The sequence below is a fragment of the Halopiger xanaduensis SH-6 genome (assembly GCF_000217715.1).
In the GTDB taxonomy this organism is placed as follows: Archaea; Halobacteriota; Halobacteria; order Halobacteriales; family Natrialbaceae; genus Halopiger; species Halopiger xanaduensis.
On sequence record NC_015666.1, the window covers coordinates 2,223,081 to 2,247,270 of the forward strand.

22 protein-coding genes and 1 tRNA gene are annotated in these 24,190 nt (G+C 59.1%); 10 read left to right on the forward strand and 13 right to left on the reverse strand.

Translation table 11 applies throughout. From position 1 onward, the window contains the following. Positions 1–24 precede the first annotated feature (24 nt). Positions 25–1,452: a sodium-dependent transporter gene (locus HALXA_RS10860; protein ID WP_013880403.1), complete on the forward strand. Its 1,428-nt coding sequence runs from the start codon at positions 25–27 to the stop codon at positions 1,450–1,452. Positions 1,453–1,636: 184 nt separating this feature from the next. On the opposite strand, the gene HALXA_RS10865 is transcribed toward HALXA_RS10860, so the two are convergent. Further along, a complete protein-coding gene (locus tag HALXA_RS10865) occupies positions 1,637–2,533 on the reverse strand; it encodes a helix-turn-helix transcriptional regulator (RefSeq protein ID WP_013880404.1) in 897 nt (298 codons plus the stop codon). A gap of 151 nt (positions 2,534–2,684) precedes the next feature. On the opposite strand from HALXA_RS10865, the gene HALXA_RS10870 reads away from it, so the two are divergent. From HALXA_RS10870 to HALXA_RS10880, 3 genes are all read left to right on the forward strand, one after another. Next, positions 2,685–3,767, forward strand: a complete 1,083-nt coding sequence (locus HALXA_RS10870) for a class I SAM-dependent methyltransferase (RefSeq protein WP_013880405.1) — start codon at positions 2,685–2,687, stop codon at positions 3,765–3,767. 196 nt (positions 3,768–3,963) lie between these two features. Next, positions 3,964–4,293 carry a DUF5798 family protein gene (locus tag HALXA_RS10875; protein ID WP_013880406.1) on the forward strand — a complete coding sequence of 110 codons (330 nt, stop codon included), beginning with the start codon at positions 3,964–3,966 and terminating at the stop codon, positions 4,291–4,293. A 244-nt stretch (positions 4,294–4,537) separates the two neighbouring features. Continuing rightward, a complete protein-coding gene (locus HALXA_RS10880; RefSeq protein WP_013880407.1) occupies positions 4,538–5,518 on the forward strand; it encodes a PLP-dependent cysteine synthase family protein in 981 nt (326 codons plus the stop codon). 165 nt (positions 5,519–5,683) lie between these two features. Here HALXA_RS10880 and HALXA_RS10885 read toward each other — a convergent pair whose 3' ends face one another. The 5 genes from HALXA_RS10885 to HALXA_RS10905 all read right to left on the reverse strand — a co-directional run bounded on the left by HALXA_RS10885 (position 5,684) and on the right by HALXA_RS10905 (position 8,525). Further along, positions 5,684–5,878, reverse strand: a complete 195-nt coding sequence (locus HALXA_RS10885) for a hypothetical protein (protein ID WP_013880408.1) — start codon at positions 5,876–5,878, stop codon at positions 5,684–5,686. Between the two features lie 154 nt (positions 5,879–6,032). Next, positions 6,033–6,452, reverse strand: coding sequence for a CoA-binding protein (locus tag HALXA_RS10890; protein WP_013880409.1), 420 nt, complete (start codon positions 6,450–6,452; stop codon positions 6,033–6,035). A 109-nt stretch (positions 6,453–6,561) separates the two neighbouring features. Continuing rightward, positions 6,562–7,185 carry an RAD55 family ATPase gene (locus HALXA_RS10895; RefSeq protein ID WP_049895288.1) on the reverse strand — a complete coding sequence of 208 codons (624 nt, stop codon included), beginning with the start codon at positions 7,183–7,185 and terminating at the stop codon, positions 6,562–6,564. A gap of 161 nt (positions 7,186–7,346) precedes the next feature. Continuing rightward, positions 7,347–8,207, reverse strand: coding sequence for a geranylgeranylglycerol-phosphate geranylgeranyltransferase (locus tag HALXA_RS10900; RefSeq protein ID WP_013880411.1), 861 nt, complete (start codon positions 8,205–8,207; stop codon positions 7,347–7,349). A gap of 135 nt (positions 8,208–8,342) precedes the next feature. After that, the gene (locus tag HALXA_RS10905; RefSeq protein WP_013880412.1) at positions 8,343–8,525 is read right to left on the reverse strand and encodes a DUF7511 domain-containing protein; all 183 of its coding nucleotides are present in this window, start codon (positions 8,523–8,525) and stop codon (positions 8,343–8,345) included. A 182-nt stretch (positions 8,526–8,707) separates the two neighbouring features. Here HALXA_RS10905 and HALXA_RS10910 point away from each other — a divergent pair. Continuing rightward, positions 8,708–8,782 (forward strand) — tRNA-Arg (locus tag HALXA_RS10910). A 296-nt stretch (positions 8,783–9,078) separates the two neighbouring features. Here the strand turns inward: HALXA_RS10910 and HALXA_RS10915 are convergent. Continuing rightward, positions 9,079–9,438, reverse strand: coding sequence for a winged helix-turn-helix domain-containing protein (locus tag HALXA_RS10915; RefSeq protein ID WP_013880413.1), 360 nt, complete (start codon positions 9,436–9,438; stop codon positions 9,079–9,081). A gap of 157 nt (positions 9,439–9,595) precedes the next feature. Continuing rightward, positions 9,596–9,877: a hypothetical protein gene (locus HALXA_RS10920; RefSeq protein ID WP_013880414.1), complete on the reverse strand. Its 282-nt coding sequence runs from the start codon at positions 9,875–9,877 to the stop codon at positions 9,596–9,598. A 709-nt stretch (positions 9,878–10,586) separates the two neighbouring features. Here HALXA_RS10920 and HALXA_RS10925 point away from each other — a divergent pair. The 3 genes from HALXA_RS10925 to HALXA_RS22110 all read left to right on the forward strand — a co-directional run bounded on the left by HALXA_RS10925 (position 10,587) and on the right by HALXA_RS22110 (position 14,092). Next, complete coding sequence (locus tag HALXA_RS10925) at positions 10,587–12,872, forward strand: ATP-binding protein (protein ID WP_013880415.1); 2,286 nt, start codon at positions 10,587–10,589, stop codon at positions 12,870–12,872. A 542-nt stretch (positions 12,873–13,414) separates the two neighbouring features. After that, positions 13,415–13,603 carry a hypothetical protein gene (locus HALXA_RS10930; protein ID WP_049895290.1) on the forward strand — a complete coding sequence of 63 codons (189 nt, stop codon included), beginning with the start codon at positions 13,415–13,417 and terminating at the stop codon, positions 13,601–13,603. A 321-nt stretch (positions 13,604–13,924) separates the two neighbouring features. Beyond that, positions 13,925–14,092: a hypothetical protein gene (locus tag HALXA_RS22110; RefSeq protein ID WP_013880418.1), complete on the forward strand. Its 168-nt coding sequence runs from the start codon at positions 13,925–13,927 to the stop codon at positions 14,090–14,092. A 191-nt stretch (positions 14,093–14,283) separates the two neighbouring features. Here the strand turns inward: HALXA_RS22110 and HALXA_RS10940 are convergent, their stop codons facing one another. Next, positions 14,284–14,904 (reverse strand): site-specific integrase, encoded by a 621-nt coding sequence (locus HALXA_RS10940; RefSeq protein ID WP_013880420.1) that lies wholly within the window; start codon positions 14,902–14,904, stop codon positions 14,284–14,286. Between the two features lie 462 nt (positions 14,905–15,366). Between HALXA_RS10940 and HALXA_RS10945 the strand changes: the two genes are divergently transcribed. After that, positions 15,367–16,917, forward strand: coding sequence for a restriction endonuclease (locus HALXA_RS10945; RefSeq protein WP_013880421.1), 1,551 nt, complete (start codon positions 15,367–15,369; stop codon positions 16,915–16,917). Here the strand turns inward: HALXA_RS10945 and HALXA_RS10950 are convergent. The 3 genes from HALXA_RS10950 to HALXA_RS10960 form a co-directional block, all read right to left on the reverse strand. Beyond that, positions 16,914–17,939 (reverse strand): DNA-methyltransferase, encoded by a 1,026-nt coding sequence (locus HALXA_RS10950; protein ID WP_245550023.1) that lies wholly within the window; start codon positions 17,937–17,939, stop codon positions 16,914–16,916. The two genes, HALXA_RS10945 and HALXA_RS10950, sit on opposite strands and share 4 nt — an antisense overlap. A gap of 407 nt (positions 17,940–18,346) precedes the next feature. Beyond that, positions 18,347–18,934, reverse strand: a complete 588-nt coding sequence (locus HALXA_RS10955) for a hypothetical protein (RefSeq protein WP_013880423.1) — start codon at positions 18,932–18,934, stop codon at positions 18,347–18,349. A gap of 884 nt (positions 18,935–19,818) precedes the next feature. Further along, positions 19,819–21,537, reverse strand: coding sequence for a winged helix-turn-helix domain-containing protein (locus HALXA_RS10960; RefSeq protein ID WP_013880425.1), 1,719 nt, complete (start codon positions 21,535–21,537; stop codon positions 19,819–19,821). Positions 21,538–21,999: 462 nt separating this feature from the next. On the opposite strand from HALXA_RS10960, the gene HALXA_RS10965 reads away from it, so the two are divergent. After that, positions 22,000–23,151, forward strand: coding sequence for a tyrosine-type recombinase/integrase (locus HALXA_RS10965; RefSeq protein WP_013880426.1), 1,152 nt, complete (start codon positions 22,000–22,002; stop codon positions 23,149–23,151). Here HALXA_RS10965 and HALXA_RS10970 read toward each other — a convergent pair whose 3' ends face one another. After that, positions 23,152–24,171, reverse strand: coding sequence for a tyrosine-type recombinase/integrase (locus tag HALXA_RS10970; protein WP_013880427.1), 1,020 nt, complete (start codon positions 24,169–24,171; stop codon positions 23,152–23,154). Positions 24,172–24,190 lie beyond the last annotated feature (19 nt).

The following is a 24,190-nucleotide window of genomic DNA, read 5'->3' on the forward strand; positions in this document are numbered from 1 at the left end:
GCCGAGTTAGTTCGCTGAGACAGAATGGTACGTGAAAGTTGGACGAGTCGGACCGGATTCATCCTGGCCGCGGTCGGCAGCGCCGTCGGCCTGGGGAATCTCTGGCGGTTCCCGTGGATGACCGCGGAGAACGGCGGCAGCGCCTTTCTGCTATTGTATTTACTCATCGTCCTCGGCGTCGGAGTACCGGGGTTGCTGGCCGCGTTCGTGATCGGGCGACGGTCGAACCGGAACCCGGTCGGGGCGTTCAAATCGCTCGCCGGATCGCGCGTCTGGACGGTGCTGGGCGCGCTCTGCGTCCTCACCTCGGTCATCCTGATGTCGTTCTACAGCGTCGTCGGCGGGTGGATCCTTCGGTACTTCCTCGAGAGCGCGACGGGCGCCTACTTCGCGGCTCCCGAGACCCACTTCGCGTCGATCAGCTACGGCGCCGAAGCGTTCGGGTACCAACTCGCCGTCCTCGCGGCCACATCCCTGATCGTCGCTGCGGGGATCAGACGCGGCATCGAGGCGACGACGAAGGTGATGATGCCCGGCATCGTCGTATTGCTCATCGGGCTCGCGGTCTGGGCGGCTCGACAGCCCGGCGCCGCGCAGGGGTACGAGTTCTACCTCAGGTTCGACGGGACCTACCTCGCGGAGAACTTCCTGGCGATACTCGGGTCGGCCGCCGGCCAGGCGCTGTTTACCCTCTCGATCGGCAGCGGGACGATGATCACGTACGCCTCCTACATCGATGACGACCGGTCGCTGCCCCTCGACGCCTCGGCCATCGCCGTGTTCAATCTCGGCATCGGCATCCTGGCCGGGCTCGTGGTGTTCCCGCTGCTGTTCTCCTTCGCGTCGGGACCGACCGAGGGCGGCCCCGGCGCCCTGTTCGTCGGTCTCGCCGGCGCGTTCGCGAGCCTGCCCGGCGGCCGACTCCTCGGCGGGGTCTTCTTCCTCGTCGTCCTCCTCGCCGCCCTCACGAGTCTGATCAGCATGCTCGAGATCCCGGTTTCGTTCCTGGTCGACGAGTTCGACCTCGAGCGCTCGACGGCGACCGGGGGGTTATTCGCGCTGGTCGCCGTTACCGGCGGCGTGAACGCGTTCAGCCCCGCGGTGTTTACGCTGTTCGCGGATCAGCTCGTTAATCTGCTTCTGGTGCTCGGCCTGACCGGATTCATGGTGTACACGGCCTGGGTACTCGGTCCTGCCGCGATTGATGAGTACCTCAAAGGCGCGGGACCGATCTCGCGCCCGCTGGTCGTCCCGTGGCGATACGCGATCGGGACCGTCTTCCCGGCGTTCCTCCTCTTTACGTTCTACGCCGACGTCGCGGCCCTCGTCGGACTCGCGGCAGGACGAGGGCTGTTGGTGGTCACGGCACTGCTGACGTTGCTGCTGCTCGTCGGCGTGGCTCGCCGCTCCGTCTCCGATACCCGGCCGCAACTGAACGAGAGCGCGGACTGACTGACGTCCGTCGCTCGGCAGAAACTGAATTTTCGCCGTCGTTTGAGGGCGCACAAGCTCTCCGTAAACAAATAATGCCGGCGGGTTCGCAGACCTCGCAGGCTCGTCGATCGACTCCGCTTCGACGAACGGGACTCGCTCGAGCACCGCAGCGCAGATGGCGCTCCGATCTCGACGAGGGACCTCACTGCTCCATCCGTTCCTCGAGTGGCGTCGAGTCCGCCTTGATCGACGCGTAGACCCGTTCGGCCCACTCGCGGGCCATCGGCGAGTCCGTATCGACGAACACCTGCAGCAGCCCCGTATCGTCGTCGTATCCGCCGAGCCCGACCCGTTCGTCGAAAAGTGCGAGTCCGTAGGGGAGGTTCTCGCGGGTTCGAAGCGTCAACTGGCCGCGGTCGATCGCCTCGGTCACGCGAGTCGGATACGTTTCACGCAGTTTCTCGGCGACGTGTGGCGTGTAAATCAGTTCGGCCTCGGTGGCGTCGAACACGCGTTGATAGAACTCGCCGATCATCAGCGGCGCCAGATGCGTCGTATTGAACCCCCGGAACGTCTCCGATTCGCCGACGAGCGAGATGAACCGCTCGGCGGGCCGGTCCGGAACGGTCGGTTCGGCGACCGTCACGGTCGAATCGATCATCGGTTCGATGGCGAACTCCGCGTGGTGCGGACAGATCGCGTCCAGCAGCGGCCCCATCCGGTGAACGGTGCTCACGTTCGCCTCGAACCGGAGCACTTCGTCGGTGACCGCCTCGCCGCGGCCCGTCAACCGGAACCGACTCTCGACCTTCTCGACGAACCCCTGTTCGTCGAGCCACTTCGTCAGGCGGTGGCTCGTCGCCCGCGAGACCTCGAGGCGGGCTTCGATCTCGCGGCGATCCATCGGTTTCGCTCGGAGCGCCTCGAGGATCGGCCCGTGCCGGACGATGTCGCCGAGATGGTCCGGGTCGGCGCGAGTGCCCGCCGCGTCGAGGCGCTTGCCGAGATACTGCTGGTTCCGCGCGTTCTGCATGACGGCTTCCACGATCGGCGACGCCGGCGGATTGAACGCGAGTCGGTCGTTTTCGGGCGAGTCCATGTCAGTTACTAGCTCGAGATAGGATGGCACGGGTAGTAGTTCTATCTCGTACACGACGTGAGAGTCCGTCTCACGTGCTGAAACCGCGTTCTACCCGTGAAACGGAATTTCCGTGGATGAGGCCAATATGTCTGCCGGCCACCGTCTAGGTATGGCACTACCGACTACCGCCGACGAACCGGTCGACGAAGAAAAACTGGACGAACTCCTCGGAATGGCCGTCGCCGAGCTCGGGGCGGCCTACTACGCGCCGCTGATCGTCATCGGCGACAGGCTCGGCCTCTACGAGGCGTTGGCGGACGGCGGCCCGTTCACACCCGCCGAGCTGGCCGAGCGGACCGACACCGTCGAACCGTACGTCAGCGAGTGGCTCGCCGCGGGAGCGGCCGGCGGCTACGTCACCTACGATTCCGAGACGGGCCGCTACGGCCTCACGCCCGAGCAGGCGGCGCTGCTGGCCGACGAAGACAGCCCCGCGTTCCTCGCCGGCGGGTTCCAGGGGTTGATGGGATACCAGCGGAGCCTCTCGGCGATCGAAGCCGATTTCCGAACTGGCGAGGGCGTGGGCTGGCACGAACAAGACGGCGACGTGTGCCACGGCACCGAGCGCTTCTACCGGCCCGGCTACGAGACGAATCTCGTGGCCGATTGGATCCCCGCGCTCGACGGACTGGACGCGAGGCTCAGGGCGGGTGCGCGCGTAGCCGACGTGGGCTGCGGTCACGGCGCGTCGACGGTCATCATGGCCGAGGCCTACCCGAATTCGGCGTTCGTCGCCGTCGATTACCACGATCGCTCGATCGAGGTGGCGCGGCAGCGAGCCGACGAAGCCGGTGTCGCGGACCGGATCGGGTTCGAAGTGGCGACCGCGACGGAGTTTACCGGGACCGACTACGACCTCGTGACGATGTTCGACGCGTACCACGATATGGGCGATCCGGTCGGCGCGGCGTCGCACGTCCGGGAGGCGCTCGCCGACGACGGGGCGTGGATGTTGGTCGAACCGTTCGCCAACGACCGGGTCGAGGACAACCTGAACCCGATCGGGAGGGCGTTCTACTGCGCCTCGACGATGGCCTGCGTCCCGAACTCGCTCGACCAGGGCGGCGCCCCCGTCTTGGGAGCACAGGCCGGGGAAGCGCGGCTCCGCGAAGTGATCACCGAAGGCGGATTCACGAGCGTCCGCCGGGCGACCGAGACGCCGTTCAACCTCGTGCTCGAGGCCAGACCGTGATGCCGTTCCCGTCCAACTGGCGCAAACGGCGTCGCCGAACCGCCGGGACGGCATCTCGAGGCCTTGCATCCGGGTTCCGGGCGCGCCCGCTCGCACCACGGCTGATCACCGCGAGTGCAGTAAGTAAATCGAACGGACCGCCGCTCGAGGGTTTCGGAGGAAAAGGCCCATTATCCGGCCGATACATCGAACAGGTATGGGACTCGGCAGCACTGCAAAGAAGATTCAGGGCCTCTCGGAACGGGCCGAGGCGATGTACAAACAGGTACAGAAGCTCCAGGAGCGGATCATCAGCCTGGAAGAGGAGATGGACGACACCCACGATACGGTCAACCGGATCGACCACCAGTTGACCGAGCAGCGCGCACTCCTGCTGGCTATCGCGGAGGAGCAGGGGATCGACGGCGAGGAGATCCTCGCTCAGGCGGCGATCGACGAGGCCGAACTCGAGGATGCGGACGACGAGTCCGAGGCGACCGACGGCGAGTCTGCATCGGCAGACGGCGGCGAGACGACCGCCGAGTAAGTCGGAACGAACGCCCACCCGGCGGACGGCTACGCCCCTCAAAAAGCGACCAGTTGTGAACGATCGCCGCTTTGGTCGCTGCGGTCGTTGATCCGATAGACGTCGCTCCCGGCCCGCAACCGCGTTCTCTCGTCATCAGGCCGGCCGGCGTCCGCTTTCTGACGGCCACCGTCGTTGCGTGAGGACGTCGCACGGCTCAATCGGAACGACAAACCTAACAGTAGTGGCAACTTTTGCCATCACAATGACTACTCACGAGCAGCCGTTGGATTCGGTCCTCGAGACGATCGGCCGGACGCCGCTCGTACGAGTACAGGACGGGCCGGCCGACGTCCGCATCTACGCGAAACTCGAGACGTTCAATCCCGGCGCCAGCGTGAAGGATCGGATCGGCCGCTACATGGTCGAGCGAATGCTCGAGCGCGGCGACGTCTCCCCCGACGGGACGATCGTCGAACCCACCGCCGGGAACACGGGGATCGGGTTCGCGATCGCCGCCGAACAGCTCGGCCTGGACGCCATCTTCGTCGTCCCCGAGCGGTTCAGCGTCGAGAAACAGCAGCTCATGGACGCGCTGGGCGCGGAGATCATCAACACGCCCACCGAGGACGGGATGGGCCGCGCCATCGAACGCGCACACGAACTGGCCGAGGAACTCGACGACGCGGTCGTCCCCCAGCAGTTCTCGAATCCGCTGAACGCCGAGGCTCACTACGAGACCACCGCGCCGGAGATCTACGAGGCCGTAGACGGCGAGGTCGGCGCGGTCGTCGCCGGCTGCGGCACCGCCGGCACGCTCATGGGGATCGCCGAGTACGCGCTCGAGCGGGATCCCGACACCCACGTCGCGGCCGTCGAACCCGAAGGTTCGCTCTACGGCGAAGCTATCGGCGAGGACCGCGAGGAGGGCGAGTACAAGATCGAGGGAATCGGCACGCACGACCTCGAGACGAACGAACTCTTCGACCCCGAACTCGTCGACGACGTCTTCGCCGTCGCGGACGAAGCCGCTCACGCGGAACTCAAACGACTCGCACGCGAGGAGGGCCATCTGGTCGCCTCGAGCGCCGGCGCCGCCAGCGTCGCCGCGAAGCACGTCGCCCGACGGATTGCCGACGGCGACCTCGAGACGCCCCACGACACCGTCGTGACGATCTTCCCCGACTCGAGCGAGCGCTACCTCTCGAAGGGGATCTACCGCTCGTTCGAGGAGTGGAGTTCCTGATCCGAAAGCGTCGTTCGTCGTGTGTGCGTGGCGACCGTAACCGTGACCGTGACCATAACCGAGATTTCCTCCGCCAATCACGCAATCGGCAACGCCGGGGCTTCGACCGCGCGGTGAGTCCGTCGAACCGCCGCCGACTGCCGCTGTCCAACCCGCCGGGACGACTCAACTCGAGGTCGGCGTCCGGGAAAGCGTCGTTGCGTCGACGACATCTAGCTCGTCGTCGCGCTCGGCTTCCCAAACCCGAAGGACGAGGTGTGCCTTACAGTGGTGCTCGACGAGTTCCATTCCCGTCTTCCGGTTCCTGAGCACGAGTTGGCAGGTCCCGTCGTTCGAACAGCTCCCGGACCGGTCACACATGGGTACTGGTAACGCGTACTCCTCTTGCGGGTAAGTCTCTGTCGGTCAGTATCAACAATGAGAGGGAACCGTTAGCGCCGCGTCGGGTGCGATGACGGCTAATTCGCCGTTCGAGGCTCCACAAACCCTCGCCGCGTTCGATCCCAATCACCGCTCAGGCAACCAGTCGTCGGTGTTCGACCATCATACACCGATCCTGAACGACCTGTCGACCCGCCTCGAGTACGCGCTCGGCCGCGGCGTCGTCCCGAATTCCCTTCTGCGTCCAGACGGCCTTCACGTCGTCGCGCTCGAGGGCCGCGTCGACGATGTCGCCGACCTCCTCGCTCGGCCGAAAGATACAGACGACGTCGATTTCCTCCTCGACCTCGGCGAGGCTGTCCCGCGCCGGCCGGCCGAGAATCTCGTCCGCGAACGGATTGACCGGGATCACCTCGTAGCCGCGTTCGTCTAAGTACGCCGGAATGTCGTGTGCCGCCTTCCCCGGCGTGCTCGAGCAGCCGACGACGGCGATCGTCTCGTACTCGAGGATCGAGCGAATATCGGCGTCGGACTCGACGGATTCGACAGCCATACGCGATACTAGGAGGCTGTGCCTATATACTGTCGGCCGTGCTGAACTACGTCTGACCCTAGCTCCGGCCCCTGCCGTTCAGTCGTTCAACTGTCTATTGGGTCGACCGTTACGTGAGGCCCGCGGTCCTGATCTCGGGATCGTCCCCCTCCTCGATCTCGACGATGCCGTCGAACAACTGTTTGAGCGTGTTCATCGTTTGATCGTCGTGAGCCGTCGAGTCGATGACGTAGACGCCCATCGCGTCGGCGCTCTGAATGCGGCCCGTAAAGACGTGGAGGAAGCGGAAAACCGTCTGGAGATCCGAGTACATCAGCAGCGTCGATACCGAATCCAGCAGGACGCGGTTTTCGGTCACGCCCCGCTCCTCGTAGAACTCCCGAAGGAACTCCGAGAGCTTGATCCCGATCCCGGTCATGTCGATCGGCGACGACGCGTACTTGATACGAGGGTCGTCCTCGACGGCGCCGATTCCGCGCTGTTTCGTCACGCAGTCGACGATCCCGATCGTGGCCTCGTCGCGCTCGAGGCCGTCTACATCGTCGAACCGCTCGAGGACCTTGTCGGCGCTGTCCTTGGTCGTCACGACGATCGAGCCGTCGTTTCGGACGGCACCGTTCGTGAGGATCTCGTAGGCGAGTTGACGTTTCCCGGTCAGCGGCGGCCCTGCGATAAGGACGTTCGTCCCCGGGTCGAGTTCGGCGTCCGGGAGGGCATCTACGAGATTATACATAATACTCATACACGTCTCAGCCGTGGCGACAACCACTGCTGGCACCGCTGTCTCCGCCGTGCGTGATAGGAGAATACAGGAACCAGTTTATAATCCTTTTGATTAGTTGTCAATTAGCGATCGCCATTTCGAACGGCAATCAAACCCGGCGAGTCCGTTCCTTACAGTCCGCTTACGGCAGGTACTGCGCGACCGACGATAAACGCCAGCGACGCGAGAAACATCCCGTACTTGAGATGGGACTGGCCGGCGGTTGGATCCCCGACGCTCTCGGCGGCCGCGTAGAGCATGATCGCGTCCGCCGGCACCACAACGAGCAGGTACGCGACGCCGAAGTACCCGAGCAAGTACGGAACCGGACTGGCGAGGACGGCGATCGCGAGGAGGATGGCGCTGAGCGCGATGGCACGTCGTTCGCCGATGGCGATCGGGAGCGTACGCAGGCCCTCCGCGCGGTCGCCTTCGATATCCTCGACGTCCTTGATGATCTCCCGCGTAAGCGTCGCGATTGCCGCCAGCAGCGCTAGCACCACCGCCGGTTCGACGTCGCCGTACTCCCCGACCGCCGCGGCGCCGAACAGGAACGTACTCCCGACGAGGTAGGCGACGACCGCGTTGCCGACCCCGGGAAGCCCCTTGAAGAACTCGGTGTAGGCCACCAGGGCGACGAGGTTGACGACCGCGATCCCGATCGCGAGCAGCGGCAGCGTGACCGCTAATCCGGTGGCGAGCGCAAAGAGGACGAGGCTGTAGGCAAGCGCTCCGCGAGCACTTACCGCACCCCGCGGAATCGCTCGTTCGGGCTGGTTGATCCGATCGATCTCGCGGTCGAAGTAGTCGTTGATCGCGTTACCCGCGCCGACCGCTAAGCCGGTCGCCGCGACCGCAGCCGCGACCGCGACTGGCGCTTCGGTCACCCCGCCAGCGACGAACGCCCCGATGAACGTCAGGACGCTCGCCGCGATCACGTTCACCGGCCGCAGCAACTCGAGCAACCCGCGCACCGTCTCTCCCGCAGTCATCTCGTTGCCGGGAGTGCTCAGGCAGGCCGGTTAAACGGTGCGATCCGGCCCGCGTTCGAAAGTGCATCTCGCAGTGGACGACGGTCAGTAGGATTCCGTTCGGAAGAATACAGTCACGTTCAGATTCACAGCCCGTTATCGCCACTCCTCGAGATCGCAGAGGGTGCCCGCCTCGACCGAGATCCACTTTCTCACCCGCTCGTCACCGCTGGCATCGACGGGAACGGCCGTCCAGAGCCCCTCGTCGTCGGTCAGCAACTCGAGCGGTGCGGTGCCGTCGTATCCGTCGTCCGCGACGGGGGATTCATTCACCGTCATATGCGTCGCTACGAGCGCCATATAAAGAGCCGCGCCGCTAATTTCCAGCCGCTGGGAATGTGAGACGACGTCGGCGGGCTCGAATAGATGACTGCAGTCGGGGCTTTAGCAGTGTGCCTACGTCTGTCGGAATGGGTGAAAATCGAGTCACTTATACGGACCCATCGGATACGATATGGCGAGGGCGCTTAGCTCAGTCTGGACAGAGTGCTTGGCTTCGGACCAAGTTGCCGCGGGTTCAAATCCTGCAGCGCCCATAACGCGCCATAACGATTAGGAGTCAACAGACGGCGTCGGGGTACTTTTAAAGACACCCACCTTCGCAGGTGGGAGTCCATTATGCCGCATATTGGGGGTCGACTCCGTCATGCGATTCGCTAGAGTCAACATTGAGATGCGTTCACATAATTCTATGGGCCTTACTAGAACATGTTAAATCGGAATTGTACATCTACTGCTCACAGCTATGGACCTAAGCAGCAATGTTGCAATATTGGCGCATTTGTGGGTCTAAGATTGAGGGATAATTCGTGTTAACTGAAATTTCTTCCACCTACCCGAGATAATCTTCATCAATCAGCTTCTGAAGAGAGACGCCCTCAAGCCTGTAGAGGAGCTCTCCCAGTTCGCTATCGTCGTTGAACTGGTAGAGAGGGCTATGTCCGCCCTCAATATCCCGAGTGTGCTTGATGACATCAAGACGCTCCAGAGTGTCAATATTATTATAGACAGTACTACGGGCTACGCCAGCAAGCCGGGAGACCTCAGACACGCTAATATCCCGGCCCCGTTCGGAGATGAACGCCCCGATAATCTTCACCCGAGCACTGTCTCCAAAGAGATACGTCAGCGGCGCCTCCTCAGCATAGTGGTCAGTCTCAACCGCGGTCTGGTGAGTCGGCTGCTCAGTCATGCTATTTCATGAATGGTCCTTCCCGCCCATAACTGTTTCGTAGAAAATCCATACCTGTAGTACCTCTACAACAGGTTGAGCTCAAGTGTTGAGGGTTAATAGATGCCAATCGGGCATTATTCACTTCCCCCCACCCACATAGCTAGATAATGAAGTCTTAATCGGTCCCGATGCCGAAGGGGACATCACCTCCGTTATCCTCGATGAATTCGATTGCCGCCTGCTCGTCCACGATGTGATAAGTTCCCGTTGCACCATACTCGGCCCAACCGGCTTTGTTTTGAGTCACCATCTCATCTAAAAGTTCCTTCCCCCGACCACGAGCGTGGCTGGGGAGGACGCAGACAATCGCTTCTTCGGGCGCATGACGCGCATTCTGGAATCCGCGCCGGAGCGCCTTCTCGGTCATCCGGACCTCCATCGCCTGGTCAGATACCATTCGTGCGTTGTTGCTAGTCCCCCCACCAGTTTAAATCTTTTGTGGGGCTCGGTGATAATACCCTATATACGACTATAAATTATTGAACAATCCGTATCACACTTCCGGACCAGTCCGGCGCCCTCGGTCGCGTATGCTGAACCCATACCTACGGTCCGTCTTCGGCCTGGGATGCTCACATCGGGCGGCCGCATACGGTCTGACGTGGAACTGGTATGTCGTCTACGTGCGCGTACATCCCCTTTCTTATCGAACTGGTAGTCCAACCACGCCTCTTGGCTACCGGACGCCCATTGTCGAATAAGCCTGCTTGTAATGAACCCACCAACCTGTGCGACGTAGGGACGTGAATAATCCCATCTCTTATCCTACGTCACATATTGGCGAATTATGGGGAATAAGACCGCTCCTTATTCAACACCTCATGTTAGCTGATTGGGAGAATAAGGTGATAGCTTATTCGCGCACTGCCAGATGAGTTCAATGATAGCGTGCACGCGTAACCGAGGTGAGTGGTTGCACGAGTTTCACGGCCCGGGGTGTCGTTAGTATGGTAGATTAAAATCGCAAGGCGTGAAACTGGCGGATGAAAAGCTATCTTGAATTCGACTCATCAATACCATTCATTACATTGGATTAGAGCGAGATAGATTGGGGGGTGTAGCCGATAACGCAACTTTTTTATCTATGGGGTTTGTACATGGGAGTGATGAACGGTTCCGACACTTACGACCTCAAGCCGTCCAAGGAAGCGTATCAGGCTGTTAAGTCCGACGTTACTCCTGTGTCGGCTTTTAAGGAGCTCGTGGACAACGCGCTCGATAACTGGCGGCGCGTCCTCGATGGGCTCGACCCGGTGACTATTGAGATTGAGTACCACGATGGCGGGCCGGATGGGGAGGACGAGGTTGTTATTCGTGACGATAGCGGTGGTGTTGAGGAGGACGACCTCCAGATTCTCTTTGCCCTTGGTCAGTCGAAGAAGGAAGATATTGCCGGCTCTATCGGTGCCTACGGCATTGGCGCGAAGAAGGCCATCCTCAACCTCGGGAATAAGGCGACTATTCGTAGTCGCCACATGTACGCCGATACCGGCTTCGGGTTCACCATCGACGAGGAGTGGCTTCAGGATGACGAGGATTGGACTGTCGAGAAGGAGGAGTACGAGGACATTGAGGCGGGGGTCACTGAGATTCGCATTAGCGACCTCAACACTCCTTGGAATAAGTACCGGGAGAACCTCGTTGAGGACCTCAGCAAGACCTACCAGTACTTCCTGGACCCCGACAGGATGGAAGACTTCGAGCCCGTCTCTATTATCATCCGTGAGTACGATACGGATGGGGAGGCCACCGATACGATTGAGGTGGAGCCTCCTGAGCCTGTTGACTGGTCGTTCACTCCGATGGATGGCTTGTTCGTGCGCCGCTACGAGGGTATTGACCTCCAGTCTAAGGAGTTTGAGGCCGAGGTCACTCTGAACGTGACTGTCGGTCTCATGAGGGAAGCCAGTGCCGAGGATTCCGGGGCGGACATCTTCTGCCAGAACCGTCTCGTTCTTAGCGGGGTCACGGATGAGCGTGCTGGCTTCGGTATGGGTAGCAATTCGTCCAAGCTCGGGAAGTTTTCCGGCCAGCACCGGAGGCTTCGCGTTATCATCGAGTTCGAGACGGAGGGCGACGCGCGGATTCTTCCTTGGGACGCCCAGAAGTCCGACATCGACCCGTACACCCGGGTTTCCCGCGCTGCCCGCGATTGGATTGGTCGCATCGTTAGGCCCTACTACCTTGCTGCGGGCGCCTACGACCACGTCCCCACGACGCTCACTCGTCCCTACGACAGGGACTGTGAGCATTCCGTCACCAAGCATCTTGACGACCCCTACGATTACGAGGGTCGCAAGCGGGTCATGCACAAGCCTGATACCGACTTCTCGGATGCGAAGGAGATTACGGAGCGGGTCGATGTGACTACCGCTCTTCGGATTTACTCGCCGGACCCGCTCCCTGATGAGTTCGAGCCTGCCTACCGGGAGGAGTTCCTGCGTACCCTTCGGGATGAGTACGACATCGACGTGGACCGTGAAGAGTCGATTCCGACTCCGTTCATTCCGGCTGCTGAGGTTCCCGATGACCTGGATATGGATGAGTCCCACCGGACGCGGATGAACCTGACCCAGCACGCGCGTGAGGACGCTGCTGTGGACCCGCCCCAGCGCAAGGTTGGGTTCCCTGACTGGCAGCAGCCCCTTTATGACACGTTGCTTCGGGAGCAGATTCTGAGCCAGCAGGCGGATGAGGACGCTGATAAGGAGCCCGCTCAGCGTACTGTCGGGTTCCCCGATTGGGGGCAGGCTCGTTATGAGGAGTTGCTCCAGGAGAAGCTTGATTCCGATGTCGACCTCGAAGAGCTGGAGACGGTCGAGCTTGGTTACGACTTCGATGTTGAGGAGTTGAAGACTAGCGAGGTTGATGAGGACGAGGAGAGCGACGAGCCGGAGGAGCCTGCCGAGGGTGAGGAGACTGACGAGCTGGAGGAGTCGGACGATTCTCCTGACATCGATGGGGAGACTGGCGAGCTGGAGGAGTCGGACGATACTCCTAACATCGACGAGGAGACTGACGAGCTGGAGGAGTCGGACGATACTCCCGACATTGATGAGGAGAGCGATGTCGAGAGCATTGATTCCGAGAGGCCGGCGTCCGATGTCGGCAAGTCTAGCGGAGAGAGTGTCGATGGGGTTGATACGGATGACGAGCCTACCCAGATTGAGTTGTCGTCCGATACTGGTACGTCTTCTACCGCCATTACGCCTCACGACACCGACGACAGTGAGACGACGATTGAGACGAGTGGCCAGGTGTTGGAGCTGACCGACGAGCAGTGGAACACCCTTGTCGAGGCGCTTGGGCTCGACGAGGATGCCACCACTGAGGAGGTCCGGGAGCGGCTCTTCGAGACGATGGATACCCTTCGGAAGCTCCCGACGTCGTAGTCTCTCTCCTTATTCTCTTAACCTGAAGTCTAGCATTTATCAGAGCCGCGCTTGTGGAATCAGTGTTGGGTGAGGCCAGAGAGTTCGTATTACCCCATATGTCCTCTAAGTATGGGGCCACAGAAAGCGATGTAGAGATTCGAAGAGTGAGTGTCTTGTCGAAACTACTCGATGGAGAACAGAAGCATGAACCTCTCTGTGACCTCTGTGAGACATATCTTGATGAGCTTGATTCTCTCCTCTTTGAATGGGAGTGTCGGTCAAATACTTCTCACTAGGACTCCAGTCGTACGGGCTCCCCGCACCGAGCGCACTCACTACGCCGATTCCTGTCGGTCGGGTTCGCTCCCGTGTATATTTTCCATCCACAAACCGGGCACATTCTCCATCCTCCATCGTGTTCGTCTGGACATTGCGGCCATACATAGCTCTCATTTGACATATTTGTGATGCTCGAATATGGCCCCAAAGGTTTGTTCCACTTCGAGACAGAGAGTATAAGATGCGCTCTTTATCTGCTGTTCCACGCTATCTCAATACGTATGACCGCCGAGGACTGGACACACGCCGAGGCAGAGGCGACCCGTGAGGAGACCGCTGACGCGGCGGGGATGTCCCCGAAAGAGATGGCCAGCCGCCGTGCGCTCCCGCTCCCCAACCGCGACCGAGCAGGCTGGCCTGGGGCATGGGAGGTCGTCGTCAACGAGAGCGGGGAGGTGGCCGATGATTGACGAGCAGTCGTGCCAGACTATCGACCCGCTCCCCGTCGCCGAGACACCGCGTGGTGATGGGCCAGCGGCCGAGCTGCGAGCGGAACTTAGGATGGCACGCGAACTGCTGGCCGTCCGTGAGGCGCGAACGGGGCAAGGACAGCCCATCACCCCGCCCCCCTCGTCCGTCACCCGCCCCCGGTTAGCCGCACTCTCAGACAGCCAGCTCCGTGACCACATTACCCGGCTTGAACGGGACCTCGCTGATGTGCAGCGCGGGTTCGAGAAAGCGGAATATGCCCCGCTGAACGGTCGCTTGGACTATGTCGAGGGGGATGACCAATGACAGGCATCAGCATCAGCATCGGCGACACGACAGTCTCGGTTGAGGGTGCGCCGGACGACGACCTCACAGATGTCTCCCGGGCATTACACGCTGAGTTGGACTACTTGTCAGAACACCACCCTGCCCTCATCGTCGAGGTCTCACCAAGCGCAGACCAGTCGTAAACACGCGTGCATAATGCGCGGCCACGAAAATCAGGTCTGCTCAGTTCGCGAAGTCGGTCATCACTCCATTCGCGTCTCGGGGTGCGTCATCGTCAAGCGAATTCAGCGGCGGTACATCGCGCGGAGGGTCGCCGAGGTCGCCGAAATCTTTTGCCACACCTCTATATGCGTGAATACGTGCTAAGGTTTGGTCACAGTTGGACGGCCGACATCTCGCGGCCGATGGTTTCGGGTTTCGGTTTCGCTAGGTAGGGCTCAATCGCCTCATAGCTGCTCCATCCCCCAATTGACATCATTACACGTACTGGCACGTCTTCATCTACGAGGTGGTGCGTTGCCCAGCTTCTCCTCAGGTCGTGGCTGGAGACCGAGAGCCAGCGGTCACTGCGGGTTCCTTCTTTTCCATCGTTCGAGTGTACGTCCTCAGCCGCCTCGGAGACCCAGCGCCGGATAGAGCTGGTCGAGGCGTCAACGAACGGTTCATCATCGGCGATGCTACGCTCATCCGCGTAGATGTCCAGCATGTCTTTGATGCGACCGGGGAGGTAGGCGTCCCGAGTCTTCTTCTCCCCGCCCCGGGTGTTCTTTCCCTTGAGTTCGAGTTCCCAGTACTCGCCCTCGCTGTTCCAGTTGATGCCTTCAGGCCGCGCGGACGGGACCCCGCTTGCACGGGAACCGACAAATCCCATCAGGCGCATTGCGATTCCGCGTTCCCAGTCGACTGTGCGGGCGGCCTTGGCGATGTCCTCGACCTCGTCGGGGTAGTTTAGCCAGCACTTCGTTCGCTCACCGGAGTCGTCAATCCTAACCATAGTCGTATTGTTAGAACTATTCGCTTATAGATTTATCGTATATTTGTCATTCACTAGGAGCACGACGACTGAATCAGCCGAGAATCAGGATTTAAGCGAGAATCTGCGGGCGACGTAATCGTCTTGTCACACAACTTGACTACGCTCAACTCGATTCACATGTGAAACAGAACCGGCACACTCTTCGTTTCATATCTGAATCGAACTGCATGGCGAATGTCACGACATGCGACAAGGTCTGACTGCAAACCCTCGCACACTTGGCCGCACATCGGAGCTTCCGGCTGGGAGACCTCCCCATTGAGGAGAGTGAACGGGTCACGGCCGCCCGGGTTTGGAGTGTAATGGAGCACATGGGTATCCTGCATCGCACGGGTCAGACGGACATTCCTATTCACGATGGGAATGTATCTCCAGTCCCGATACATTTATCTCATTTACATGATGAGCTCTCGCCATTAGATGGCCCGAGAGGACACGGATTTACCGTTTGGTGACGCGTTCTCACCCGCTCAATTGGAGACAGGAAAGGGTGAGCCGGCGGAACTGGTTGTCTTGCTGGAAATGGCGAAGAAATATGAAGGTCAACCAGATGACTTCGACCAAGCCATTGCCGACCGGTTCTTCTCCGATTCTAACGAGCCAAGCGTACGTGCGAAGAACGTACGTCTCGGAATGCGTGAGGGGGCAGGATACGGTATCGTACACGAGGACCTGTCGTTCACTGAGATTGGGGAGGAACTGTACGAACTACGAGACGATGAAGAGTCGATGTTCGAACAGTTCGCCGTCCACATCCTCCAAGAATTGCACGGGATGAAGGTCATCCAGATTATCGAGGACCTGATGGCCGAGGGGAGGCAAACGACGAACGCAAACATCAAAGAGGCGTTACGGAACCAGTACGGATTCCACGTCGACAGAACAAGCAACCACTGGTCACAGATGCGGGCGTGGTTGGCGAAGACCGGCGTTGTAAACACCGGCATCCACATCTACGACCTCGACCGAAATCGTCTCGAAGAACTCGTCGGTGTCGACTCAGATGCTATCCTCGAACTCGACGGTCTTACCGAGGAGCAGCAGACTTTCTTGCGAGGTCTCGCTCTCATCGACCCAGTGAAGCCGATTCCAAACACAGAGGTTCGCAAAGTCGCTGAGGCCGCGTATGGCGTCGAGCTTCCTCAGAGCAAGATTTCGGACCTCATCCTGAATCCGCTCGAAGATTCGGGGTACATCACCTGGAAGAATCCATCTGATGTAACGGGTAAACCCAACCTCGTGGAACCGACCGACCAGTTTGAGGCAGAGGTCATGAAACCCGTATTGGAGGACATCAGTGAGCGTACTGGTGTACCCCGCCCTGTCCTCCGCCTCTCGTTTGACGAAATCTCCGAGCGGTTGGACTCCGACTCCACACACGAAAAAGGGGTCGCACTGGAGACCCTCGCCGTGAAGATAGGACGAATGCTCGGCTTGGAGTTCGCCGGGTGGCGCGTCCGCGGTCAGAAGACCGGCGGGTCCGAGGTCGACGTAGTGATGGACGAAGTCGACACAACGTTTGGTCGGTGGCAGATACAATGCAAGAACATCAAGGACGACCTCGAAACCAAGCACGTGGCCCGAGAGGTCGGCATCGCTCGGATGCTGCAAACGAATACCATCTTGATGGTAGCCCGCTCAGGTCTCTCGGGTGATGCAAAGCTGTACGCCAACCGCATTATGCGTCATGAGAATATCTCTATCCTGTTTCTCCACGGTGACGACCTCGACCAGTTCGACGAGAGGCCCGAACACCTCGCCGAGACGCTACAGGATGAGGCCAACCGTATCAAGACCCTCAAACGCCTCGACCGCCGTGACATGGTTGAGGAGGGTGACGGTGAAGGCAAGATGACGTACGATGAGGAGGAGGCTCTGGAAGAGTATCAAGAGGATATAGCGGAGTACATCACCGACGAAGAAGACGTGCAGAACTCGCTAACCGATTTCGCCCCGGATGAGGACAGTTAGTCGAGTTCCGCGAACTCTTCGAAGTCGTCTAGGGCGCTCTGGTCCTCGTCGATGATTTTATCGATTTCCTCCATCGTCATGAAGCGTACCTTGGAGGTTTGCAGGTATTTCTCCTGCAGCTCAAATGCGAGCCACTTGCGGCCGAGGTCTTGCGCGACACGCCCAGTCATGTTGCTGCCAGCGAAGATGTCGAGGACAGTGTCGCCCGGCTCGGACAAGAACCGGATGAAGAAATCGGGTAATTGTCTCGGGAACCGTGCTGGGTGCGAATCGACATCCAGCTTCTTGCACGCTTTGAGATAGTGTGTATTCGACGCGGTGTTGGCGATTTCGAGAAGATTCGGTGGGATAGACCCCTTTTCCTTTGGGTCGTCAAACTTATCGCTGATGTCGTGCCCAGAGGGTCTCTTCTTGTCCTTATATCCGTTCTCCATCAGCTCCTTCTGCGAGTCGGAATATTCCTGGAGAACACGGACGTTGTCCGCCTCTGGCCGTTCGGTCTTTGAAAGGCACCAGACGTGGTTCACAGCGTCCTTGCAGCGGATACGCTCGATAGTGACCCACTGCGCTGGCGTAGGGAGCTTGGCAGGGTTGTACCAGTAGAAATCCTGTGCGAGGTGGAATGGGCCATCGCTACCGGCGAGGCGAGTGAGTAACTCGAAATGGTAGATAGAGCGGACTGGTTTGCCCTTTTCCCAACCGCCACCGATGTCGATGACCCAGCTACCGTCCTCCGTGAGAACGCGGTAAACCCGGTCGGCGAAGTCCATGAACCAGTCGTTGTACTCGTCCGGGTCTTTGTTGCCATATTCCTTCTTCTTCTGGAGTCCAAACGGCGGAGAGGTGACCAGCAGGTCGATACTCTCCTCTGGCAACTCGTCCAGAAGCTCAAGGCTATCTCCGAGATACGCAGCCCCGTCATTTGTCTGGTAATAGGGCTCGGAGTCCAGCAATTCGGTCAGTTCAGTATTCCCATGCATCGTGGTCTCTTCGGGTTCGGTTGTTGTACGTGAGGATGCCATTGGGACTTAATTAAGACGTGGTTTGTGGTTCTGCAGTGCTATCAGAGAGACGCAAATTCCCCTAGAACGAATTGTACGCGTCACATATCATGCCATGCACAAAGCCATAATAAATGTTTTCAAGATGAGCTGAAAGGACAGGATATTGAGTTGTCTCGGCCCTCTGTGTAGGTTGTCTGTGGCCGACTGTTTGCCAGCTCTCAGCGGGCTAGAGGGAAAGGGGGGTCCCAGTCAGACAAGCGCGCTAGGTGCGCGTCCGCGTGAGACTCAGTCGGTCTCACTTTGTCGTCATCAAGCAACTCGTCGAGTTTGTGTCGGTGATTGATGCAGAACTTGGTTCTCCTACGGGAACTTAGCGTCGTTCGGACATGCTCACCGCTACTGGTCTCGTTCTGACCAAAGGTCTACTAGTCATTCCCCTCACTGGCTGCCTCCATCGCTGCCTCGAAGTCCACATCCGCTTCGAGTTCATGTTCGAAGAGGTGCCGTGTTGCCTTCATGTATCGCTCGGCGACATCCAGCCACTCGTAGAAGTACTCTACGTCCGCGGCGAGGTCATTAACCTCCTCCCGGATGGCATCCGTATCGACATCCCGACGTGCCATCTCCTCTACGCGGTCAACACGTGACTGGAGAGTCCACACGGTCTCCTCGATTTGGGCGCGCTGCTCCCCCGAGCCGCGGACAACCGAGAGCAGTGACTGGAGGTCTCCCCGAGCGTGCAGCGTATAGCCGCTGCTGGTCATGCGGAACTGCTTGGGTGGACTTCCTCCGCCGCCCGCAGCCTCATCCTCGCCACAGTCTCGCAGATACCCTGTATTGGCGAGCTTGTTGGTGGAGTGCTGTACCTGTCCATTGGTTAGTCCCGTCGCTGAAGAGATGTTGCTGCGGTTCAGGTCTATCCCCTCTCCGCCTCGGGAGACAAACAAATCTAGTACGAGGGCGTCGTTCTCGTTCAGTACTGTCCCCTCGACCCGCTTAGAACGTTGTACCATAGCGGGTAGCACATGTCAATCTAAGCGCAAAGGTTATCGGGTCAAAACAAGTCAAAACCCAGCCATGAGGTGTACTGCCTGAGAAGGCTTGATACGGCTGTGAACCTTTCCCAACGACACCTCTTTTGTGGGGGTGGCGGACAATAGTGAATGATGGACCGAGCTATGGATGTGGGGATGCCGGCAAGGGAGAAGAATGTAAAGGCTGTCTGTGAAGAGTGGGCCCGATGGAGGCAACTCAAACCTCCGAGAACGTGGATGCGAAGGTCTCTCTCAACAGGGTTGGTGAGCGGTACAAAAGATTCCTGAGGCGAGAAGGAAACGAAGAGAATGGAAGTCTGGCCGAGCTATGAACCTGGGGAGTCCGGCGCGCAATGAGAGTGCGTATCGAGGTTATCAAAAGAGTACTGAAGACACAGGTTCACAGATAATAAGTATATAAAATTGAATTGGACTACGCTGAAATTGATGTTTTCGAAGTTACTCCAAATCCATCTATCGCCTGGTATTGGGCGATTCATGGCTTCTACTGTCCATCCCGATTTACATAGAGACAGGGTCAGGGGTAGCTGTGTAGGGCGGTAAGCGGCGCGAGCGTTCTGCGAGCGCCGTGTTTTCCCCTACGCGCCTCTTAGGCGCATAGCCCTAAGCGGGGGTGGGATGATTGTAGCCCGCCGTGTATGGGCTAGGTTCTGGGTTGAAACTAGGCGTGCGCCGGTCCAGATAGTGGTTATATCGTGGTATAAATTCACACGGAATTGGTGCTGATAAGTTACTACGCTGTTGCGAAATTGAGTAATCGCTGGTGATATACTGATTCACGGCGAAAAAAGAAGTGCAGAATAGTGATGCCTCTATCGAGCGAGCTGACCCGCCGCTGGGTATTATCTTAAGGCGATGTCCGTATCGGTGATGTCGCCGTGTTCACGGGCGACTTTGAGCATTTCCCAGCAGTCCAAGCGTGAATGGTTTGGCAGCGGGGTGTACTCACCGGTGGCCGTGTCTGGGGTGTTCTCGTCGTCGCGGTCCGCTTCGGGTGACTCTTTGCTGGTGTCCTTCTCCACTCCGCGGAATTGACCGCTGAACCAGCCTTTGAGGCGCTCCCATGCGCTGTCCGTTTCGCGTTCCTTCTTGCGTTCGCGGCGTTCCTCGCGTGCTTCTCCGGGCGTCTTCCCTTCGTCGTTGATGGTGTCCTCGACGGTCCCTTTTGCCTCGGGGGTTTTCCAGGTGATGACGAGCGGCGTGCCCGGCGTCTTGCGAATGATGCCCGCCTCGTTGAACCTGCGAATGTAGTTGCGGACTGTGTCGTACGCGAGACCGGTCTTGTCCATAATCTCTTGGTAGGTCGCGCCTTGGTCGCCGCGCTCGTATAGGACGAGCAGGATGTCGCGGAACGAGTTGGTCTGTCGACGGCGCAGGTAGTCCTCGACGGCGTGGCGTAGGTCCGGGTCGTTGCGATAGGATTCGAGTTGCTGGCTCCGGGCAGACAGAGTGGGGGTCTCGACGCTGATTCTGCCTGTTTGGGCAGTGAAGTGCAGGTCGGAGACCAGTGCGTTCGCGTCGAGGCCAGCGAACCGCAGGTGTCCGATACAGATGCGGGCGAGGTGGTGGCGGACCTCGTCGAGGTATCGCCGATGGACTGTACCTTTCGCGGCCGCCTCTATCTTAGGGTGGTTGAGCGGGTCGTCGTCGGCTCGGAGATGTACGTTCTTGTCGTTATACGTCTTGAGCATAATGCCAGTGTCTGGCACACTGTCGTCGCAAAGGGATTCAGGCGTCTCGAATCCGATGGTATCGAAAGCGCCAGCGGCAGCGTCTACTCGCTTGATACCGTAGCGGCCGCGTTTGGCCTTTGCTCGGGATTCGAGGGATGCCCCTTGGATTTCCATGAGGGCGAAACTGTTCCCGATGGCGTGGACGACTCCCCGCTCGTACTCTTTGCTGTAACGGTAGTGGGCTTCAAGTTGACCGACATGTTCGGTAGCGGGGTACGGTTCATAGAGGTCATGCACCAGCGACTGCGCGGCGAGGTCGTCGAGGTCCGTGAATTCTTTGACAAGGGCGCGGAGGTAGATACGGGCGACAGCGTGGGCATCTTCGAAGTTCTGCAAGTATGAACCCTGGACTTCGATGTAGCTTCCCTCTTTGCGGTCTCCGTCGTCGGCCTTCGGCCATGTGACGGCGTCGCCGCTGCTAGTCTCCATACCGTGGCTGCGCCGCCGGATGGTCATGCTCGCCTTCGCGGGCGTGCCCGGTTTCGTCTCGTCGGACTCGTACAGGCCTATCGAGTACTCATAGAGATTGCTGCCGTCGTAGTAGTGGTCTCCCTGCCATGACTTGATGCCGACGTAGTACTCGGCGTCCCCCGCCGTGTGTGGCGGGTTAATAGGTCCGGCAAGGAACGGCTCGCGGTTCTCTTCGTCGCTATTGTGGAGTGATTGGACGAGCTTCCATAGCTTGAGGTACAGCTCGTTGTCATCGTTGAGCTGGTATTTCCACACACCTTTGTGGACAATAGGCTGACTCTCGAAGGTGTCTTCGACGAGTTCGAGAGTCGTTTTCTGTTTGCCAGTTGGAATGCTGGCGCTGTTCGTCAAACTCATCGACCATCACCAGACACCTCCGTTGGTGGGGTGGGGAGGGCGTGTCTTGCCATGAGCAAAACCACAATGCGACGTAGCCCATTTAGGTCTGTCGCGTACTTGGAAGCATAATCGTGGGTAGAACAACCCTAATTGTCGGCAGATATATACACCTCTATGAAGGTAATAAATACGCGGCGCTACATGCGCCCGTCTGTCTTGCCAACTCCCGTGTGGTCCTTCTAACCAACCACTCTTTCAATACGTTTCACCGGAACAAGCATTTGGTACACCCCGCGTCCACTCCCCTTGGGCCATTAATACTAATCCCGACACCTATTTAAAATACTTTAGCAGCGGAGGAGAAGACGATTTACTCATAGCAGCACAGGTCTTCTATAAAAATCTTCTACTATGTGATAGTTGTGTGTAGATTGACATGATAAGGCTTAAACGGCAAGTCCCCGGCGGGTCGGATACCGCATGAGCGAAGAAGAACAACCCTCCCCCACGGACCTCGCCAAGTTGGTCTCCGATAGTGTAGAGGACCTCCTCCACGATGCGGGGGTCGTCCCCAACCTAGAACCGATGACGCCCCGAGAAGCGGTCAATGAGTACTTCAAAGTGCGCGACTTGAAGCCGAAAACGAAGAACAAGCACGAGTCAAGCCTCGGGTTCTTCGTCGACTGGGGTGAGAACGTGGCCGGTATCAGCGAGATGAATTTCCTCTCCGGGAGCGACCTCAAAGATTACCGCGTATGGCGACGGGAAGAGTCGTCAGAACAAGTTGACGAACTGAGTCCCAAAACAGAGGAGACGGAGCAAAAAATCGTCCGTAAGTTCATCAAAGTATGCGGGACATTCGATGCTGTCCGCCCCGGATTGCACGAGCACGTACTCATCCCCGACCTAGACGATGAGGATGAGGTCCGCAATACGGTCCTCGATTCTGAAACTGTCAAACAAATCCTCGAACATCTCCGCAAGTACGAGTACGCCACCCGAGAGCACGTTATATGGGAGCTGTTCGCGTCTGCAGGGCCGCGACTCGGAGGCATCCGCTCGCTGGACGTGGACGACTACGAGCGCGGAGACTCAGGACCGTACCTCAAACTCCGCCACCGGCCTGATACGGAAACTACCCTCAAAAACGGCAAGGATGGAGAGCGCAACGTCTTCATCTCCGAGTCTTTGGCGGAGGTGTTAGACGACTACATCAAAGACCAGCGCGAAGACAGCGAGGACAAGTTCGGACGTGAACCCCTGCTATCGAGCAAACAGGGCCGCCTCGCCGAGAGTACCATCCGAAACTACGTCTATGCTTGGACGCGGCCGTGCGTCCTTGGCAGAGGCTGTCCGTACGGAAAGGACCCAGACGAGTGTAAGGCAGCGCAGCGGAACAACTGGGCGTCACAGTGCCCGGGGAGCCTCTCGCCTCATCCTATCCGCAAGGGCTACATCACGCAAGAGCTCAACTCGGGAGTTCTGATGGAACACCTTAGCGACCGGTGCGACGTATCGGAGAAAATCTTGGAAAAACACTACGACAAGCGAACCGAGGCCGAGAAGATGGCCACCCGGAAGGAGGCCATGCAGGCTCTGACTCGGTTGGAACCAGGATACGGTGAGAAGTAGTTAGAGGTTCCGCAAGAACTTCCGGCGCTGCTCCATCTTCGTCTTCTCGCTCCGCTGGTCGTAATGCTTCTCAAGTACGTTGGCTCCTACGTTCGCCCGTTCAGCGACAACTTCTGTCGGCACGTCCGACTGCAGGTGGTAAGTAATTGCACCGCGGCGAACTGCGTGAGACGAGACGGATTCCGGGCACTTAGACGCCCCTTGGTAGGACCCGGCTTCGCACTCGTCTGGGTCACGGTTCAACGGGCAGGGTGCGTCAATGTCACACGGACGGGTCCGCGCATAGGTTATAGAAGTGACTGTCACCGGGTGGATGCGGCCTTGTTTCGTCGACACGAGTGGGTCCCTTCCATATTCGTCCACTACCTCGGGCCGCTGCGAGTCTATCCAGTCGTCGAGTAGGTCGCAGATAGGGGCTGAGAGCGCGACCATTCGCTCTCCCTCTTCTTGGTTTTTCAACGGCGTCCCCGTCTCGGGCCGGTGACGTATCTCCAGACACTGGTCCTCAGAGTGGTAGTCTTGCAGGTCCGCGGCTCGCACAGCTCCGCGTCGCAGCATCGTATGCCATTGCAGCGCGAGTACTATGTGGGCCCTAGAAGCGTACTCGTATTTAGATAAGTGGTCGAGAATTGCCTCGGCATGTTCCCGGTTGAGCATCACATCTCGGACATTTTCCTTGCCTTCGAGGTCGGGGGACATCACCTTCTCGCTGAGGTCCCTACGTACTGCATCGATGGTTTCGAGGAACCGGATGAACACGCGTAGCGTGTCCATCTGGGTCTTTTCAGTGACCGGAGCAATGCCGCCGTTCATGTTGGTCCTCCAGAGTCGGAACTCGTGGAGATTGCGCCCAGTAAGTTCGTTCAGGTTGTCGATACTTTTCTCTTCATTACACCATCGGATGAAGTGACCGAGGCGAGACCGGTGCGACCGCAAGGTCGATTCAGATACTTCGCGTCGCCGGTGGTCGAGGTACAGTTGCAGGGCCTCGTCTGGTCCGATGGGTTCGAGTTCGTCCATATGTGGATTCTCCCACGAA